Consider the following 17,663-nt stretch of genomic DNA (forward strand, 5'->3'; position numbering starts at 1 on the left):
GGATGATTCGCTTTGAACAGGTCAGTAAAGCTTATCTCGGCGGACGTCAGGCTTTACAGGGCGTAGATTTTCATATTCGCCCCGCTGAGATGGTATTTCTGACCGGCCATTCCGGTGCAGGGAAAAGTACCCTGCTGAAACTGATTTGCGGTATTGAGCGCCCCAGCGCAGGCCATATCCTGTTCGGTGGGCATGACATCAGCCGTCTTAAAAAGCGTGAAATACCCTTCTTGCGTCGACAGGTGGGGATGATTTTTCAGGATCATCATTTGCTGATGGATCGTACTGTTTATGAGAATGTGGCGATGCCGTTGATCATTTCCGGTGCCAGCAGTGAAGACATTCGCCGTCGTGTGTCAGCGGCATTGGATAAAGTTGGCCTGCTGGATAAAGCGCGCAATTATCCGATTCAGCTTTCTGGTGGTGAACAGCAACGGGTGGGCATCGCCCGTGCGGTGGTGAACAAACCCGTGGTACTTCTGGCGGATGAGCCAACGGGCAATCTGGACGATGTACTGTCGGAGGGTATTCTGCGGTTGTTTGAAGAGTTTAACCGGGTCGGGGTGACTGTGCTGATGGCAACCCACGATACAGGACTGATTTCATGCCGGAATTATCGGGTACTGACCCTGTCTCAGGGACGCATGCTGGGAGGACATTACGATGGTGAATCGCGCCCGTAAAACGAACAAACCCAGTATGAAAACCAAGTCACTGCGCGGTGGTTGGCGGGAGCAGTGGCGTTATGCCTGGATGAGTGCTCTGAAAGATATGCTGCGTCAGCCGCTGGCAACACTGTTGACCATCATGGTTATCGCTATTTCCCTGACATTGCCCAGTATCTGTTATTTGGTCTGGAAAAATGTCAGTCAGGCGGCGGCTCAGTGGTATCCGACACCTCAACTGACAGTCTATTTGGATAAATCGCTGGATGATAACGCCGCCGAGGCGGTTATCAATAAAATCAAGACGGAAGACGGTGTCGATAAGGTTAATTATCTGTCCCGCGCCGAAGCGATGGGTGAATTTCGTAACTGGTCCGGGTTTGGTGGTGCGCTGGATATGCTGGAAGAGAATCCGCTACCTGCCGTAGCGATAGTGACCCCCAAACTCACTTTTCAGAGTACCGACACGCTTACCTCACTGCGGGACCGCATTGCGGCAACGCAAGGTGTGGATGAAGTCCGAATGGATGACAGTTGGTTCTCGCGGCTGATGGCGTTAACCGGGTTGGTCGGTCAGATTGCCGCCACCATTGGCATTCTGATGGTGGTAGCGGTATTCCTGGTAATTGGCAACAGCGTACGTCTGAGCATCTTCAGCCGTCGTGATACGATTAACGTCATGAAGCTGATTGGCGCCACCGATGGTTTCATTTTGCGACCGTTCTTGAACGGTGGGGCGCTACTGGGGTTTTGTGGTGCGGTGTTCTCATTGATCTTGTCGCAGGCATTGGTCTGGAAACTGGCCGTTGGCGTTAAACAGGTCGCATCGGTATTCGGTACAACGTTCACGGTGCAAGGGTTAGGCTGGGATGAAGCCGTGTTGCTGATTCTGATCGCCGCCATCATCGGCTGGTTGGCTGCCTGGTTGGCTACAGTACAACATTTACGCCGTTTTACACCGGAATAAGCTTTTTTTGATATACTCTGCTTTAGTGGTACACAGGCGTACAGCAGAAGTAGCGTGTTGCTACGGTGCTTTTCAGCGCATTATTTCGCTTGTTTTGTGTTTACACATTGCGGATTTTCCATCTTGATATGTAAAACAAGATGGATAAAAATGTAGGAACTTATAGTGTAAATCACCACTCTTAATCATACATGAGCCGGATTTTGTCGTCGGTGCCATTTGCAGCACAAAAGTACTACAGAGTAGCGATGGGTATGATGCTTAATGATTCATTACTGCATGAACGATTTTATGAGAGGGATTGAATGACCAAAGATATGCAAACTTTCACTTTAGTTCCCCAGGGCAGTCTGGAAGGGTACATTCGTGCCGCCAATGCCTATCCGATGCTGACGGCAGAGGAAGAGCGGGCGCTGGCTGAACGGCTGCATTACCAGGGAGATCTGGAGGCTGCCAAGCAGCTTATCCTGCCACACCTGCGCTTTGTTATTCATGTCGCCCGTAATTATTCTGGTTATGGCTTGCCGCAAGCGGACTTGATCCAGGAAGGCAACATCGGTCTGATGAAGGCGGTGCGTCGTTTTAATCCTGATGTGGGCGTTCGTCTGGTTTCCTTTGCCGTACATTGGATCAAGGCGGAAATCCACGAATATGTGTTGCGTAACTGGCGTATCGTCAAAGTTGCGACCACTAAAGCACAGCGTAAGCTGTTCTTTAATCTGCGTAAGACTAAACAGCGCCTCGGCTGGTTCAGTGCGGATGAAGTTGAACTGGTAGCGCGTGAGCTGGGCGTGTCCAGCAAAGATGTCCTTGAAATGGAATCCCGCATGTCAGCGCAGGATATGACTTTTGATCCGACGCCGGATGATGATGCACAACCGGGCCATGCAATGGCGCCGATGCTTTATCTACAGGATAAATCCTCTGACTTTGCTGACGGCATCGAGGAAGATAACTGGGAAAGTCATGCGGCCGATAAATTGAGCTTTGCCCTGGAAGGGTTGGATGAACGTAGTCAGCATATCATCCGCGCCCGCTGGCTGGACGATGACAACAAGTCCACGTTGCAGGAGTTAGCCGATCATTATGGTGTTTCTGCTGAGCGTGTTCGTCAATTGGAAAAGAATGCCATGAAAAAGCTGCGCACTGCGATAGAAGCGTAGTTACAGCGCGGAAGGGCAAGTCAAAACGACCGGAAGTGTCCGGTCGTTTTATGTTCTTATCACCATCACCACACCTATTTCTGAACCGTATATTCCCACCCGCCTGATACCGGATAGAAACCGCAGGACTGCATGAACTTGTCCATGACTTCTTCGCTGACCATCGCGTGGTCGGCCGCATCTAGCCACCACTCCTTTATCTGAGGCAGTGCGCGTAGTACTTCTTCGATCATATATTTCCCTACGCCATGACGTCGAGTTGAATCCCGTACTTTCAAATCAGTCAGTTCGGCATATTTCCCTTCTATCTCAACGAATACGCCTGCCAGCAAATGGCCATTAAAACGGGAGACAAACAATTTACGGTCCTCACTCAACTCTTTTTCCAGTAGTTCAAAATTCTGATGTGGCCAGATTTTGGCGAGATCAAGCCTGTCCTGTTCGCTAAGTGTAGTCAGGCATTCAACCGTTAATTTCATTTGATGATGCTCCAGTTAATTCATGAAAATATTGTAGTGAGCCTGTATCAAAAAAGTTGTGTAACTTTTTCTGTACGGTTAACAGGGGAAATGTTTTTTTTGTTGCTTATTTTTCGAGTAATGGATCGATATATGATGCATAAACCAGCATAACTAACCATGTATAAAATAAAAGTTGGATTTTAAGGCTGGTATTTTATCCTGTTCGTATCGCTTATTTCTGTTAGCATGAGTTGCTTTACAGCATAAAATTCCTGTTTAATGGTATGAAAAATAAAGCCTTATTATAAACTATTGCTAATACTTAGCCTAACTCGTTATTACTTATAAAGAAAGCGTAGATAATCACGATTATCGTTAATGATTATAGCAATATCCAAAAATGACCGACGGGGTAAAAACGGATGAAATTAAATACAGGTAAAGTATTGCTGATGGGGTGTATGGCGTTTGCCATGAGTCACGCGGTTAATGCCGCCGATATCAAGATTGCGGTAGTCGGCGCCATGTCTGGCCCGGTAGCACAATACGGTGATATGGAGTTTATTGGCGCTCGACAGGCGATTGCTGACATCAACGCCAAAGGCGGTGTCAATGGCAACAAACTGGTTGGCGTCGAATATGACGATGCCTGTGACCCGAAACAGGCCGTAGCGGTAGCAAACAAGGTGATTAACGATGGCATTCGCTATGTTATCGGTCACTTATGCTCTTCTTCGACACAGCCAGCTTCTGATATTTATGAAGATGAGGGCGTGCTCATGATCACGCCCGCTGCCACCAATGCGGATCTGACCACCCGTGGTTATAAAATGATCATGCGTACCACCGGTCTGGATTCCGATCAGGGGCCGACGGCGGCGAAATATATCATGGAAACTGTGAAGCCGAAGAGAATCGCGGTGATTCATGACAAACAACAATATGGCGAAGGTTTGGCCCGTTCGGTGCAGGAAAATCTGAAAAAAGCCAACGCCAATGTAGTGTTGTTTGAAGGGATAACGGCGGGGGATAAAGATTTTTCCTCATTAGTGGCGCGCCTGAAGAAAGACGATGTTGATTTCGTTTATTTTGGTGGTTACTACCCGGAGATGGGGCAGATTCTGCGTCAGTCCCGTCAAGCAGGGTTAACCGCTCAATTTATGGGTCCTGAAGGTGTTGGTAACTCTTCTTTGTCCAACATTGCGGGTGCGGCCTCTGAAGGTATGCTGGTAACCTTGCCGAAACGCTATGATCAGGTTCCTGCCAACCAGCCGATTGTCGACGAGCTGAAAGCCAAAAAACTGGATCCGACCGGCCCGTTTGTCTGGACGACCTATGCCGCTATTCAATCACTCACTACCGCTATGAAGCGCAGCGGTAGCATGGAACCGGAAAAACTGGTTGCCGACCTGAAAGCGAAACCGGTTGATACCGTAATGGGTACATTAAGCTGGGATGCAAAAGGTGACCTGAAAGGGTTTGAATTTGGTGTATTTAAGTGGCACGCAGACGGTACTTCTTCCATCGTGAAGTAATTGGCCAAATCTGTATTACTCCTGAATGCCGATGCCCCTGCTGCTAAAAGACGTGGGGGCAATATCTAAGGTTAAGGTATGTCCGAGCAGTTCCTCTATTTCCTTCAGCAAATGTTCAACGGCCTGACGTTGGGCAGTACCTACGCGCTGATTGCCATTGGTTACACCATGGTTTACGGCATTATCGGTATGATTAACTTCGCCCACGGTGAAGTTTATATGATCGGTAGCTATGTCTCCTTTATCGTGATTGCCGCATTGATGATGATGGGCATTGATACTGGCTGGTTGTTGATCGGCGTGGCCTTCATTGCGTCGGTGGTTATTTCAAGCGCCTATGGCTGGAGCATTGAACGCGTCGCCTATAAACCGGTGCGTAACTCCAAGCGTTTGATTGCCCTTATCTCTGCCATCGGGATGTCTATATTTCTACAAAACTATGTCAGTTTGACCCAGGGCTCGCGTGATGTGGCGTTACCCAATCTGGTGAAAGGGCAATGGACGCTGGGTGAAAGCAACGGTTTTGCCGCGACCATCAGCACCATGCAGTTGATCATCTGGGTGGTGACTTTTCTGGCGATGCTGGCGCTGACGCTATTTATCCGTTATTCCCGCATGGGCCGTGCCTGCCGCGCTTGTGCAGAAGATCTGAAAATGGCTAGTCTGCTGGGCATCAGCGCGGATCGTGTCATCTCTCTGACCTTCGTTATCGGTGCTGCTATGGCGGCGGTCGCCGGTGTATTGCTGGGTCAATTTTATGGCGTGATTAATCCGTATATCGGTTTTATGGCCGGGATGAAAGCCTTTACTGCTGCCGTGTTAGGCGGGATCGGTAGTATCCCTGGGGCGATGATCGGCGGGTTAATCCTGGGTATTGCGGAGGCGCTGACTTCCGCCTATCTGAGTACGGAATACAAGGATGTTGTGTCATTTGCGTTATTGATTGTCGTGCTGTTAGTGATGCCCACCGGTATTTTGGGGCGTCCGGAGGTTGAGAAGGTATGAAGCAGCGCAATGTGATTAATGCCATCATATCGGCATTGGTACTGCTGGTGATGGCCACGTTCCTGATGGGAATGCAACTGAGTCTCGACGGCACGAAACTGGTGGTACATGGTGCCAAAGCGGTACGTTGGTACTGGATTGGGGCTGGTTGCGCGATCGTCTTTGTTTTTCAGCTATTGCGTCCAGCATTGTCGCAAGGGATGAAGAAATTCTCCGGCCCGGCATGGGTGTTACCGAGCTTTGATGGTAGTACGCCACGGCAGAAATGGCTGGCGCTGGTACTGATTGTCGCCGCGATTGCCTGGCCGTTTCTGGTATCACGCGGTACGGTAGATATCGCCACCCTGACACTGATTTATGTCATGCTGGGACTGGGTCTGAACGTGGTCGTGGGGCTTTCCGGCTTGTTGGTGTTGGGATATGGCGGATTTTATGCCATCGGTGCCTATACCTACGCGCTGTTGAGTCATTATTACGGGTTGGGATTCTGGCAGAGTCTGCCGCTGGCAGGGATTACCGCCGCATTGTCTGGTTTTCTGCTGGGTTTCCCGGTATTGCGACTGCGTGGTGATTATCTGGCGATTGTCACGCTCGGTTTTGGTGAGATTGTTCGCATCCTGTTATTGAACAATACCGGGTTCACTGGTGGGCCGAACGGTATCAGTCAGATTCCCAAACCGACGCTCTTCGGGCTGGAATTCAGCCGCACCCCGCGTGGTGGTGGCTGGGATACATTCCATCACTTCTTCGGCCTGACTTATAATCCCGATGATCGCATCGTTTTCCTGTATCTGGTGGCGCTGCTGCTGGTAATACTGACGTTGTTCGTGATCAATCGTCTGCTGCGTATGCCGTTGGGTCGTGCCTGGGAAGCCCTGCGCGAAGACGAGATCGCCTGCCGTTCTCTGGGTCTCAGCCCAACCAAAATCAAACTGACCGCCTTTACCATCAGTGCCGCATTTGCTGGCTTTGCCGGTACGCTGTTCGCTGCTCGTCAGGGATTCGTCAGCCCGGAATCCTTTACGTTTGCGGAATCCGCCTTTGTGTTGGCTATCGTGGTACTGGGTGGTATGGGATCGCAGTTTGCTGTCATTCTGGCTGCTGTTCTGCTGGTGGTTTCCCGTGAACTGATGCGTGATCTCAATGAGTACAGCATGTTGCTGCTGGGGGCGCTGATGGTGTTAATGATGATTTGGCGTCCGCAGGGGTTGTTACCGATGAAGCGTCCGCAGATGAAGCTAAAGGTGCAGAAGAAGGAAGGTCAGGCATGAGTACGCAGCCATTATTGTCGGTTAAAGGCTTGATGATGCGCTTCGGCGGCCTGCTGGCGGTGAACAATGTGGAACTGGATCTGTATAACGGGGAGATCGTTTCACTGATTGGTCCAAACGGTGCCGGTAAAACCACGGTATTTAACTGTCTGACCGGTTTTTATCGCCCTTCTGGTGGCACCATCATCTTGCGTGATCAGCATCTGGAAGGAATACCCGGCCAGCAGATTGCCCGCATGGGCGTGGTGCGTACTTTCCAGCATGTGCGTCTGTTTCGTGAAATGACCGTAATTGAGAACCTGTTGGTAGCACAGCATCAGCACCTGAAAAGTGGTGTGTTTGCCGGTTTGTTGAAAACACCTGCATTTCGTCGCGCAGAAACGGATGCACAAAACCGTGCCGAGGTGTGGCTGGAACGGGTCGGTTTGTTGGATGTGGCGAACCGTCAGGCGGGGAATCTGGCTTACGGTCAGCAGCGGCGGCTGGAGATTGCCCGTTGCATGGTGACACGTCCTGAACTATTGATGCTGGATGAGCCCGCAGCAGGTCTGAACCCGAGAGAGACGGAAGAACTGAATGATTTGATTGTCGATCTTCGCAATAACCATCAGGTTTCGGTACTGCTGATTGAGCATGATATGAAGCTGGTGATGGGGATTTCCGATCGGATTTATGTGGTCAATCAGGGAACGCCGCTGGCACAGGGCACGCCGGCAGAGATTCGTAATAACCCGGATGTTATTCGAGCATATCTGGGTGAAGGATAAGGTTATGTTGTCATTGAATCAGGTTTCGGCGCACTACGGCAAAATTCAGGCACTGCATCAGGTGAGCCTGCATATTAACCAGGGTGAAATCGTCACGCTTATCGGTGCCAATGGTGCGGGTAAAACTACATTGCTGGGGACGTTGTGTGGTGAACCGCGGGCGACGGAAGGAAGGGTAATTTTCGACGGTAAGGATATTACTGACTGGCAAACAGCGCATATCATGCGTGAAGCCATTGCTATCGTGCCAGAAGGTCGCCGAGTGTTCTCCCGCATGACGGTAGAAGAGAATCTGGCGATGGGCGGTTTTTTTGCCGACCGCGAACAGTATCAACAACGAATTGAACGAGTTTATGAGCTGTTCCCGCGATTGTATGAACGTCGTGCCCAGCGTTCGGGCACTATGTCTGGCGGGGAACAGCAGATGCTGGCTATTGGTCGTGCGCTGATGAGTCAACCGCGTTTGCTGTTGCTGGATGAGCCTTCACTGGGGCTGGCACCGATTATCATCTTGCAGATTTTCGATACTATCCAGCAATTGCGTGAAGAAGGTATGACCATATTTCTGGTGGAACAGAATGCCAATCAGGCCTTGCGTCTGGCGGATCGTGGCTATGTGTTGGAGAACGGTCGTGTTGTGCTGGAAGATACCGGGGCTGCGTTGCTTGCTAATGAGGCTGTACGTTCTGCCTATCTGGGTGGTTAGCAATTTTCGAGAGAAATGGTCAACGCTGTTGCAGGCCGATAAAACCGACCCATGGTGTGATCATCTTCTTTCCATACATAAGTGAGAGTCAAGATGTCAATTGAAGCGTTATTGGCGCAGCGCATGGCTCGCCTGAAAAGCTCCGCGATTCGTGAGTTGCTGAAGCACAGCAAAATGGACCGGGTCATTTCGTTGGCTGGAGGGATACCTTCTGATGCATTGTTTGATTTTGAGGGACTGAATCAGGCCACGCAATTAGCTATCACCGAACAGCCCAAGTCGGCATTCCAGTATGGTTTAACGGAAGGGAGCCCTTTGCTGCGCGAACGGATTGTGGCGTTGTGCGCACTACGTGGGCTCAAAACCCACGCCGACGAAATTGTGGTTACAGCGGGTTCCCAGCAAGCGTTGGATCTGGTGATGCGTGCGACGGTAAATCCACAGGATATCTTTGTGGTTGAGCGCCCCACCTATTTGGCGGCGTTGCAGACACTGGAACTGGCAGAAGCGCGAATCATGTCGGTATCATCGGATGAGAATGGCATGGTGGTGGATGAACTGGCGACACTGCTGGAAACTCAACGTATCAAAGGCGTTTATCTGGTGCCGAACTTTGGCAACCCCAGCGGCGCGACGTTGAGCGCGGCACGCCGTAAGCAGTTGGTAGAACTGGCCGCACGCTATGATTTCATCATCGTGGAAGACGACCCGTATGGCGAGTTGCGTTTTACCGATGAACGTCATGCCACGCTATATCAACTGGCGAAAGAGGCCGGATATGCTGATCGGGTGATTTATACCTCGTCATTTTCCAAAATACTGGCACCCGGCCTGCGCCTTGGATGGGCCATTCTGCCGGAATGGTTGCTGCATAAAGTGGCGATTATCAAACAGGCAGCGGATCTGCATGCCAGCTCGTTGTCTCAGACTATTGCCGAATACTATCTGGGCTTGAACCGCCTGCCGGCACAGATCGAAAAAATCCGTCAGGCATATAAAGTGAAGGGTGAACTACTGTCATCGCTGATGGAGAAGGAGCTGGGTGGGGTGATTACCTTTAACCAGCCGAAAGGCGGCATGTTCCTGTGGGCCAGGTTTCGTCAGGAATTTAATACCACCGACTGGCTGCAAAAAACGCTGGAACAAGGCGTGGTCTTTGTGCCTGGTGAGTTTTTCTTCGCAGAAAAACCTGATTATTCAACGCTGCGTTTATCCTTTGCTACCGCGACGGAAGAACAGATGCACGAAGCCGTTACTCGCCTGCGACGGACGCTGTAAGCTTGACTACTCCGGCTATCTTCGTGAAAGAAAGCGGGGATCTCTCTTAATGTTAACGCCTTGACTATCAGATAGATTCCCGCCTTGACGGGAATGCTCCGTCAGATATCAGATTTTTCACACCACAGGGTGATTAAAAACTTTCCCAGTCTTTGTTGGCGCCGTTGGCCAATGCCAGTCTGGGTTTGGGGTGCACTTTTTCCCGAGGCGTGTGGTGTTGGGCCCCGGTAATAATAAATACTTTCATCAGCTCTACCAGCTGTGATGCCTGGTCGTTCAGGCTGTCTGCCGCACTGGTTGATTCTTCCACCAGCGAGGCATTTTGCTGCGTAACCTGATCGAGCTGGTTAATGGCGTCATTAATCTGTGAAATACCGGCTTCCTGTTCATGGGTAGTGGTGCCAATCTCGTTAATCAGATCGGCCACATGACGTGCCTGGCGCACCAGTTCATCAATAGTGGTTCCCGCTTTCCCGACCAGATTTGAGCCAGTTTCCACTTTTCGCACGCTCTCGCTGATGAGCTCTTTAATTTCTTTAGCTGCGGAAGCCGAGCGTTGTGCCAGTGAACGCACTTCACCCGCCACGACGGCGAAGCCACGCCCCTGCTCGCCAGCCCGGGCAGCTTCTACCGCCGCATTGAGCGCCAGAATGTTGGTCTGGAAGGCAATGCCATCAATGACGCCGATAATGTCGCCTATCTTGCGGGAGCTGCCGGATATATCCTCCATTGTGCGAATAATATTACCGACGGCTTCTCCACTCTTGGCCGCCGTTTCGCTGGCTGAATTAGCCAGCGTGGTGGCCGAGCGAACGGTATCTGCATTTTGGCGGATAGTCTGACTCATCTCTTCCATTGAAGCCGCGGTTTGTTGCAAGCTAGCGGCTTGTTCTTCCGTCCGTTGGCTGAGATCGGTGCTGCCAGCGGCAATCTGGTTGGACCCCGTAGCGATAGATTCGCTGCTCTGGCGAACCTGATCGACAACGTTACTCAAACCTTTTTGCATTTCATTCATTGCCGCCAGCACACTGGTCGTGTCCCCAGGGCGGAGAGAAATCGTAACGGATAAGTCACCTTGCGCAACCTGTCGAGCTATCTGTGCGGCATAGATCGGTTCACCACCCAGTTGCCTTTTAATGATGTGATTAATTAGTCCAGTGACCAATATGCCAAGTACGGAGGAAATAATGGCCAGTATCAGCATGAAGTTACCGTCGGATTTTGCTTCGTGCATGGCATTAGTTGCCATGGACAGGGTCATGTTTTTTTGTGCGTCAACCATGCCATCCAATGCCTTGAACACACCATCCTGGGCGGTCTGCATTTCGTTCAGCATGATTGCTCGTGCCTGTTCCCGTAACTCGGGTTGTTGGGACATACTGAGTTCAAGTGCTTGCAGGAAAGCTTTCAGGTACGCCGGACGTGCCTTGGTCATCTGGTCCAGCGAAGCACGGGTTTCCGGGGTATCCAGTCGTTCATTCAGCTGTTTGAGAAGTGCTGTGTTACGCGCGATTTGTTTATCGATTAACTGCTTTTCTTGTTGTATTCGTTGTGGATCGGTGCTGAGTCCGATATTGCGTATCAGCCGGGCATTGATATCGAAGCCAGCTTTTGTTTCCTGTATCAGTATCAGGTCGGTCAGACGCTCTTCAGCGAGATATTGAATATCGTTACTCAGGGCAACCAATTGTGAGCGACCAAAAATAGCGACCAGCAGGCCAATGATAATCACCAGTGCGAAGCCGGTAATCAGCATGGCGCCAAGTTTCATCTTTTTTAAAACGTCCATAGATATCCTTACTTTTCTTAATTTCCATGAGTTTTTTATCGCTCCGTTTAGAAGAAAACGGTACTTCAGTGTATAATTTTGCTTAATTCGGCCTCTCTTTCACAAATCGTGTATTAATTTTTGTTAGTGCCTTTTGTTTTGGTATTTTATTATTGGATAATAAATAATGATTCATATTATATGTTCAGCTATACCCGTCATACTTCAAGTTTCAGGTGTGTTGGCTGCGTTCGTTCACCCGAATCACTTATCTGAGTAAGCTCATCGGGATTCACTCTCTTGCCGCCTTCCTGCAACTCGAATTATTTTGGGTATAATGTTTATATACCCAATGAATTTCAAGATATAAGAAGGCGTCAACCGAGTAACGAAAGGCAGATAACGCCCTTGCAACTTGCAAAATGATGGGTGTAATGGAAATACATAATTGACTGATAATAACAATAAAAACCAAGTCATCTATTTCCTTTGGTAATAACTATTATTTAATAATAAGAATAAGGAAGTGAGCGTGATTTGTCGATTGTAATGTTGGCGATCGCCACATAGAAATACCTGCATCTGTGACAGGATTCTCAGATGCAGGAATAAAATATCAGATTACCAGCCACAAACCCCAGATGATAAAAAATCCTGACAGAGAAAGTACTGTGGTGAGTAGCGTCCAGGTTTTCAGCCCATCAGAGACGGACAATCCAAGATATTTGGTGACAATCCAGAATCCAGAATCGTTTACATGTGATAATCCCAGGCCGCCAAAACAGGCCGACAGCGTGACCAGCACCAATTGGATCTGGTTTAAACCACTAACTGCCTGGGTTAACAATCCACAGGTGGTGAGAATGGCAACGGTAGCTGAACCCTGAGAGGCTCGCAGTGCCAGGGAGAGAATAAACGCGGCCGGTATCAGTGGCAGATGGATACTGGTTAGTGTCTCAGCCAGTGCCTTACCGACACCCGATTCCACCAGTACTTTACCGAATACCCCGCCAGCGCCGGTGACCATAATCACAACGGCTGCCGCTGGCATTGCATCACCCATCACCATCCCGGTTTTTTCCAGCGTCCATCCCTGACGACGGGCAATAAAGAAAAATGCCAGTGTTAGCGCGACAAGCAGTGCCACCGCCGGCGCACCAACCAGTGTGGACAGATTACGGATGGGATGCCCTGCCGGTAGAATCGTGGCAGAGACCGTACCCAGCATGATGATGGCGATCGGTATCACAATCAAGGCGGTGATCAGCCCGGCGGACGGTGCGCGGGTATTCAGCGGTGTCGTGCTGTCTTCCGATTTGGCTAACTGCAACTGTTCCAAAACGTCAATGGAGAGGGCGTAGTTGCGGCGGTTAATGAACGTCGACATCCAAAAACCGATGACACCGACCGGGATGGCAACGGCTATGCCCAGCATGGTCAGCCAGCCAATATCCGCATTCAGCAACCCTGCTGCGGCAACCGGGCCAGGATGAGGCGGCATCGCCACATGGACGGTCAGCATGACACCCGCCATCGGTAAACCGAATTTCAGTGGTGATACTTTGGCGACCTTGGCAAAACCATAAATAATCGGGGCCAGAATAATAAAACCGACATCGAAGAACACCGGGATACCGAGAATAAATGCTGCGATGGTTAGTGCGGCAATAATCCGGTGTGTTCCCAATAGTTGAGTAAAACGCTTTGCCAGGGATTCGGCACCGCCGGAAACCTCAATCATCCTGCCCAGCATGGCGCCCAGACCGATGATCATGGTGACTGACCCTAGCACGCCCCCCATCCCGCTGGTCATCACTTTCATGATTTCGCTGGTGGGAATGCCGGTAGACAGTCCTACCAGTAAGCTGACTATTAATAGCGCCACAAAAGGCTGTATTTTTATTTTTATTACTAACAAGAGCAGTAATAATACGCCCAGTATTGCGATGCAGAGTAATGCTGAGGTTGACATAATTCTGACCCTCAATTAAATAATATTTATGCGTTGATGTTTTTCCTGTTATTGCAGGTAATAGCAGGAAGTATTTTTTATTTTTTTAAGATAAAAAGATGTTCATGGAGTAATGGTCAGTGATGACAATTACTCCTGAATTTCATTTTTATAATAATGAACATATCCAATAAGTGTCACGTTACAGGAAAGCGACAATGCAATTGTAACGTGAAAGATGTCGATATACTTATTGCCAGGGTTTAATCCAGCCTAATCCCTCTTTTGTATTCCCGCGTGGATTATATTCACAACCTACCCAGCCGGAATAACCGAGACGATCCAGTTCTTCAAATAAGAATGGGTAATTTATTTCTCCTTCATCAGGTTCATGACGTCCCGGTACGGCGGCAATCTGAACATGACCGTAACGACCCTGCATTTCCCGCATAATCTGTGTCAAATTACCATCAACAATTTGGGCGTGATAGAGATCCAACTGCACCCAGACATTGTCGCGATCAATCCGGTTTACCATCTCCAGTGTTTGATATTGGCTGGCCAATAGATAACGGGGTTTCAGACCCGGGTTTAGTGCTTCCAGCATGATGCTAATATTGTGCGGGGCAAACTTATCGGCCGCGTAGCGAATATTCTCAATATAGGTGCGCTGATAAAGAGAAATATCCGCACCTTCTGGAATAACACTCGCCATAATATGTACGGAAGGACAATTCAAGGCGATGGCATATTCCAACGCGCGATCAATATCCCGGTGCGCATCCTCTACCCGTTCCGGCAACGCGGTGACTCCCCATTCACCCGCCGCGATATTACCTGGCGAGGTATTAAATAATACCTGCTGAAGCCCGTAATGCTGTAATTTCTCAGCCAGTACCTCGGCTGGATATTCATAAGGGAATAAAAATTCAACGCCGTTGAAACCCGCCTCAGCGGCAGCCTGAAAACGCTCCAGAAAGGGCAGTTCGGTAAACAGGGTCGAAAGGTTTGCAGCAAATTTCGGCATGATTAACTCCGTAATTCAGCAATTTCTTCGCCAGTTAAGTAGCGAATACGTCGGTCGCCAAGAATGAAAATCAGTTTGGCGGTTTCTTCCAGCTCTTCCATATTGTCTGCGGCGGCCCGCAAATCCTTGCCAGTGACCACCGGACCATGATTAGCCAGCAGAAAGGCGCTATAGTGTGGTGCGAGTGCGACCAGGTCTTCACCCAGACGGGCATCTCCCGGACGGTAATAAGGCACCACCGGCACCTGACCAACCCGCATTACCACATATGGCGTAAAGGGCCGGATGGCATCCTGTGTATTTAATCCTTCCAGACAGGAGAGCGCGGTTAAATAGGTACTGTGTAGATGTACCACGGCACGGCAAGCCGGGTTATTAAGATACAGCGCCCGATGGAAACTCACTTCTTTAGAGGGTTTATCGCCGGAAAGCCATTTTCCATCGAGCCTGACCTTCGAAAGTCGCTCTGCCTGCAATTCGCCCAGACAGGAACCCGTCGGGGTAGCGAGTAGCGTGCCATCATCCAGCAGCAGCGAAAGATTGCCCGCAGAGCCAGTGGCATAACCGCGCTGAAAAAATGACGCACCCAGCCTGACCATTTCGTCACGCGCCAGTTGCTCATGGGTGGGCTGACGACCTGTCATAAGGCAAACTCCTGTTGTGCTCGGGCAAAAAAGTCTTCATCACCAAAGTTGCCGGATTTTAATGCCAGTGATAACGGATGGTCGGTGGATTTAACCCACGGAACGCCAGGGGAAATAGTCGGACCGATGTGGAACGCGCGAATGCCCAACGTTTGCACCACCCTGCTGGAGGTTTCGCCGCCAGCGATGATAAAACGCCGGAATCCTGCCGTCTGTAGCTGGCTGGCCACGCAGGCGAACAGGGTTTCTACCGCATGACTGCTGGCTTGTGCCCCAAAACGTTGTTGAATAGTGGCCAATGCTTCCGGTGCCGCGGTGGCGTACAGTAACGGTGCCAGCACGTCGTTGCGGTGTTCCTCTGCCCAGCGAGCCAGTTCATGAGCATAAGTTTGCAGTGCGCTCTCACTTTCAAGGCAACGGGCCACATCGATGGCCTGATGGGCGGCCTGCTGGCAATAACGCGCCACCTGTTGGTTGGTCATCACTGAACAGGAGCCGGAAAGCACTATACCAGCGCCCGGTTGTGGTAATCCGGCTTGCGTGGCGGTGGTTGATTGTGGCGCTGATGTGGCCCACACCCGCGCCAGACCGATAGCCAGCCCGGAACCGCCGGTCACCAGTTTCATTTCCCGCAGCGCATCGCCCTGTGTCAACAGATGCTGTTCGTTCAGGGTATCCAGTACCGCGTAGCGGCATCCCTGTTCCCGAAGTTGCGCCAAATGCTGTTTTACCGCCGCTGGACCCCGGTCCATGACGGCGTATGGCACCAGACCTGCGTGTCCATTGGCCTGCTGTTCCATTAGCCGCAGCAGGTTACTGTCCGTCATAGGGGTGACCGGGTGGTGACGCATGCCGGATTCCGACAGCAACTGCCCCATCACAAACAGATAACCCTGATACACGGTACGACCATTCACCGGCAACGCCGGGGAAATCACCGTCATAGATTCGCCCAACGCGTCCAGCAGCGCATCGGTCACCGGCCCGATATTCCCGTGGACGGTGCTGTCGAAAGTGGAGCAATATTTGAAATAGAACTGCTGGCAGCCCTGTTGCTGTAGCCAGGCGAGCGCCTTCAGTGCGTCGGTAACCGCCTGTTCAGCCGGACAGGAGCGGGACTTCAGGCTAATGACCACTGCCTGCGCCGTTATCTGATAATCGGCTTCCGGCACGCCATTCAGTTGTACGGTCGGCAGGCCATTCTGCACCAGAAAACTGGCGATATCCGTAGCGCCGGTAAAATCGTCTGCGATAACGCCAAGAGTGATCATGCGTCCTCCCGTTTTTCCGGCAGCGTAATACCGCTGAAGACTTTGATCACCGCACTGTCATCCTGCTTACCAAATCCGGCGTTGCTGGCGGCAGTAAACATATTGAAAGCGGTGGAAGCCAGCGGCAGCGGGAAATGCAGCGCTTTGGCGGTGTCGGTCACCAATCCCAGATCCTTGACGAAGATATCGACGGCGGATTTTGGCGTATAGTCGCCGTCCACTACGTGGCGCATCCGGTTTTCAAACATCCACGAGTTGCCAGCGGCGTGGGTCACTACATCGTACATTACGTCCAGCGGGATACCGGCCCGGGCTGCCAGCGCCATTGCTTCTGCTCCGGCGGCGATATGCACACCTGCCAGTAACTGATGAATGATTTTTACGGTGGCGCCGAGGCCAATTTCGTTGCCGATGCGATACACCTTGCCCGCTACCGCGTTCAATACCGGCTCCAGTTTGTTGAATACATCGTCGCTGCCGGAGGCCATGACGGTCATATCACCGGCAGCGGCCTTGACCGCGCCGCCAGATACCGGGGCGTCGAGCATCAACAACTGATGCTCTGCCAATTGTGCGGCAATGTCTTTGGCATCTTGCGCTGAAATGGTGGATGACACCATGACCGCCGTACCGGCCTTGAGTTTGGCGGCGACACTCGCTTCACCGAACAGAATGCTTTTCACCTGCGCGGCATTCACGACCAGCAGGACTACGGCGTCCAACTGGTTGGCAAAGTCGTCGATACGGGTGGCGGTTTGTGCCGCACCTTCCTGGCGCAAGCGCTCCAGTGTCTGCGGGTTGATATCGATGCCATAGGTAGTGAGCCCGGCGTTGATGCAGGACGTGGCTGCACCAAATCCCATCGATCCCAGACCGATGACCGCTACCGAATACGTTAAGGTTTCATTCATGACTGTCGCCTGTTAAGTTTAGTGATTATTTGTTCTATTGTGTTAAATGTAAGCGCAGTTGTCTGTTATTATGGTGACTGTCATCACATAAATTAACATTCGGGTGGTATTATCAAACGCTCCAGTGAAAGCAATGTTTGTGATAAATGTTAGTAAGCTTTTTATATCAACAGGTTATATTTAAGGCTATGTTGAATATGTTAATCGCTGCATGGCTTATAACGTGAATTTATGGTAATTATCACCCTGAATAATGAGTGATATCACAATATT

16 protein-coding genes are annotated in these 17,663 nt (G+C 50.6%); 9 read left to right on the forward strand and 7 right to left on the reverse strand.

The window, feature by feature from the left end; translation table 11 throughout:
- The first annotated feature begins 2 nt into the window (after positions 1-2).
- The 3 genes from ftsE to rpoH all read left to right on the forward strand — a co-directional run bounded on the left by ftsE (position 3) and on the right by rpoH (position 2,795).
- Complete coding sequence (gene ftsE / locus CWC46_RS03280; RefSeq protein WP_021013621.1) at positions 3-683, forward strand: cell division ATP-binding protein FtsE; 681 nt, start codon at positions 3-5, stop codon at positions 681-683.
- Entirely contained in the window at positions 664-1,632 is a 969-nt protein-coding gene (gene ftsX, locus CWC46_RS03285) for a permease-like cell division protein FtsX (protein ID WP_021013620.1), read from the forward strand. The genes ftsE and ftsX overlap by 20 nt, the downstream gene beginning before the upstream one ends.
- Before the next feature lie 305 nt (positions 1,633-1,937).
- Positions 1,938-2,795, forward strand: coding sequence for an RNA polymerase sigma factor RpoH (rpoH, locus tag CWC46_RS03290; protein ID WP_021013619.1), 858 nt, complete (start codon positions 1,938-1,940; stop codon positions 2,793-2,795).
- Between the two features lie 74 nt (positions 2,796-2,869).
- Here the strand turns inward: rpoH and panM are convergent, their stop codons facing one another.
- Entirely contained in the window at positions 2,870-3,274 is a 405-nt protein-coding gene (gene panM, locus CWC46_RS03295) for an aspartate 1-decarboxylase autocleavage activator PanM (RefSeq protein ID WP_021013618.1), read from the reverse strand.
- A gap of 404 nt (positions 3,275-3,678) precedes the next feature.
- Between panM and CWC46_RS03300 the strand changes: the two genes are divergently transcribed.
- From CWC46_RS03300 to CWC46_RS03325, 6 genes are all read left to right on the forward strand, one after another.
- Positions 3,679-4,791: a branched-chain amino acid ABC transporter substrate-binding protein gene (locus CWC46_RS03300; RefSeq protein ID WP_021013617.1), complete on the forward strand. Its 1,113-nt coding sequence runs from the start codon at positions 3,679-3,681 to the stop codon at positions 4,789-4,791.
- Between the two features lie 78 nt (positions 4,792-4,869).
- Positions 4,870-5,796 carry a high-affinity branched-chain amino acid ABC transporter permease LivH gene (gene livH / locus CWC46_RS03305; protein ID WP_021013616.1) on the forward strand — a complete coding sequence of 309 codons (927 nt, stop codon included), beginning with the start codon at positions 4,870-4,872 and terminating at the stop codon, positions 5,794-5,796.
- Complete coding sequence (locus CWC46_RS03310) at positions 5,793-7,067, forward strand: high-affinity branched-chain amino acid ABC transporter permease LivM (RefSeq protein ID WP_021013615.1); 1,275 nt, start codon at positions 5,793-5,795, stop codon at positions 7,065-7,067. Before livH ends, CWC46_RS03310 begins: the two co-directional genes overlap by 4 nt.
- Positions 7,064-7,834 carry a high-affinity branched-chain amino acid ABC transporter ATP-binding protein LivG gene (gene livG / locus CWC46_RS03315; RefSeq protein WP_021013614.1) on the forward strand — a complete coding sequence of 257 codons (771 nt, stop codon included), beginning with the start codon at positions 7,064-7,066 and terminating at the stop codon, positions 7,832-7,834. Before CWC46_RS03310 ends, livG begins: the two co-directional genes overlap by 4 nt.
- Complete coding sequence (livF, locus tag CWC46_RS03320) at positions 7,803-8,540, forward strand: high-affinity branched-chain amino acid ABC transporter ATP-binding protein LivF (RefSeq protein ID WP_071790835.1); 738 nt, start codon at positions 7,803-7,805, stop codon at positions 8,538-8,540. The genes livG and livF overlap by 32 nt, the downstream gene beginning before the upstream one ends.
- A 93-nt stretch (positions 8,541-8,633) precedes the next feature.
- Complete coding sequence (locus tag CWC46_RS03325; RefSeq protein WP_021013612.1) at positions 8,634-9,818, forward strand: aminotransferase-like domain-containing protein; 1,185 nt, start codon at positions 8,634-8,636, stop codon at positions 9,816-9,818.
- A gap of 133 nt (positions 9,819-9,951) precedes the next feature.
- Here the strand turns inward: CWC46_RS03325 and CWC46_RS03330 are convergent, their stop codons facing one another.
- The 6 genes from CWC46_RS03330 to ltnD form a co-directional block, all read right to left on the reverse strand.
- Entirely contained in the window at positions 9,952-11,607 is a 1,656-nt protein-coding gene (locus tag CWC46_RS03330) for a methyl-accepting chemotaxis protein (protein WP_021013611.1), read from the reverse strand.
- A gap of 595 nt (positions 11,608-12,202) precedes the next feature.
- A complete protein-coding gene (locus tag CWC46_RS03335) occupies positions 12,203-13,558 on the reverse strand; it encodes a GntP family transporter (RefSeq protein ID WP_021013609.1) in 1,356 nt (451 codons plus the stop codon).
- Positions 13,559-13,787: 229 nt separating this feature from the next.
- The gene (otnI, locus tag CWC46_RS03340) at positions 13,788-14,564 is read right to left on the reverse strand and encodes a 2-oxo-tetronate isomerase (protein WP_021013608.1); all 777 of its coding nucleotides are present in this window, start codon (positions 14,562-14,564) and stop codon (positions 13,788-13,790) included.
- A gap of 2 nt (positions 14,565-14,566) precedes the next feature.
- Positions 14,567-15,208, reverse strand: a complete 642-nt coding sequence (otnC, locus tag CWC46_RS03345; protein WP_021013607.1) for a 3-oxo-tetronate 4-phosphate decarboxylase — start codon at positions 15,206-15,208, stop codon at positions 14,567-14,569.
- Positions 15,205-16,479 carry a 3-oxo-tetronate kinase gene (gene otnK / locus CWC46_RS03350; protein ID WP_021013606.1) on the reverse strand — a complete coding sequence of 425 codons (1,275 nt, stop codon included), beginning with the start codon at positions 16,477-16,479 and terminating at the stop codon, positions 15,205-15,207. The genes otnC and otnK overlap by 4 nt, the downstream gene beginning before the upstream one ends.
- On the reverse strand, positions 16,476-17,390 hold the full coding sequence (gene ltnD / locus CWC46_RS03355; protein WP_021013605.1) for an L-threonate dehydrogenase: 915 nt from the start codon (positions 17,388-17,390) through the stop codon (positions 16,476-16,478). Before ltnD ends, otnK begins: the two co-directional genes overlap by 4 nt.
- Positions 17,391-17,663: the final 273 nt, after the last annotated feature.

Source organism: Prodigiosinella confusarubida (assembly GCF_002847015.1).
In the GTDB taxonomy this organism is placed as follows: Bacteria; Pseudomonadota; Gammaproteobacteria; order Enterobacterales; family Enterobacteriaceae; genus Prodigiosinella; species Prodigiosinella aquatilis.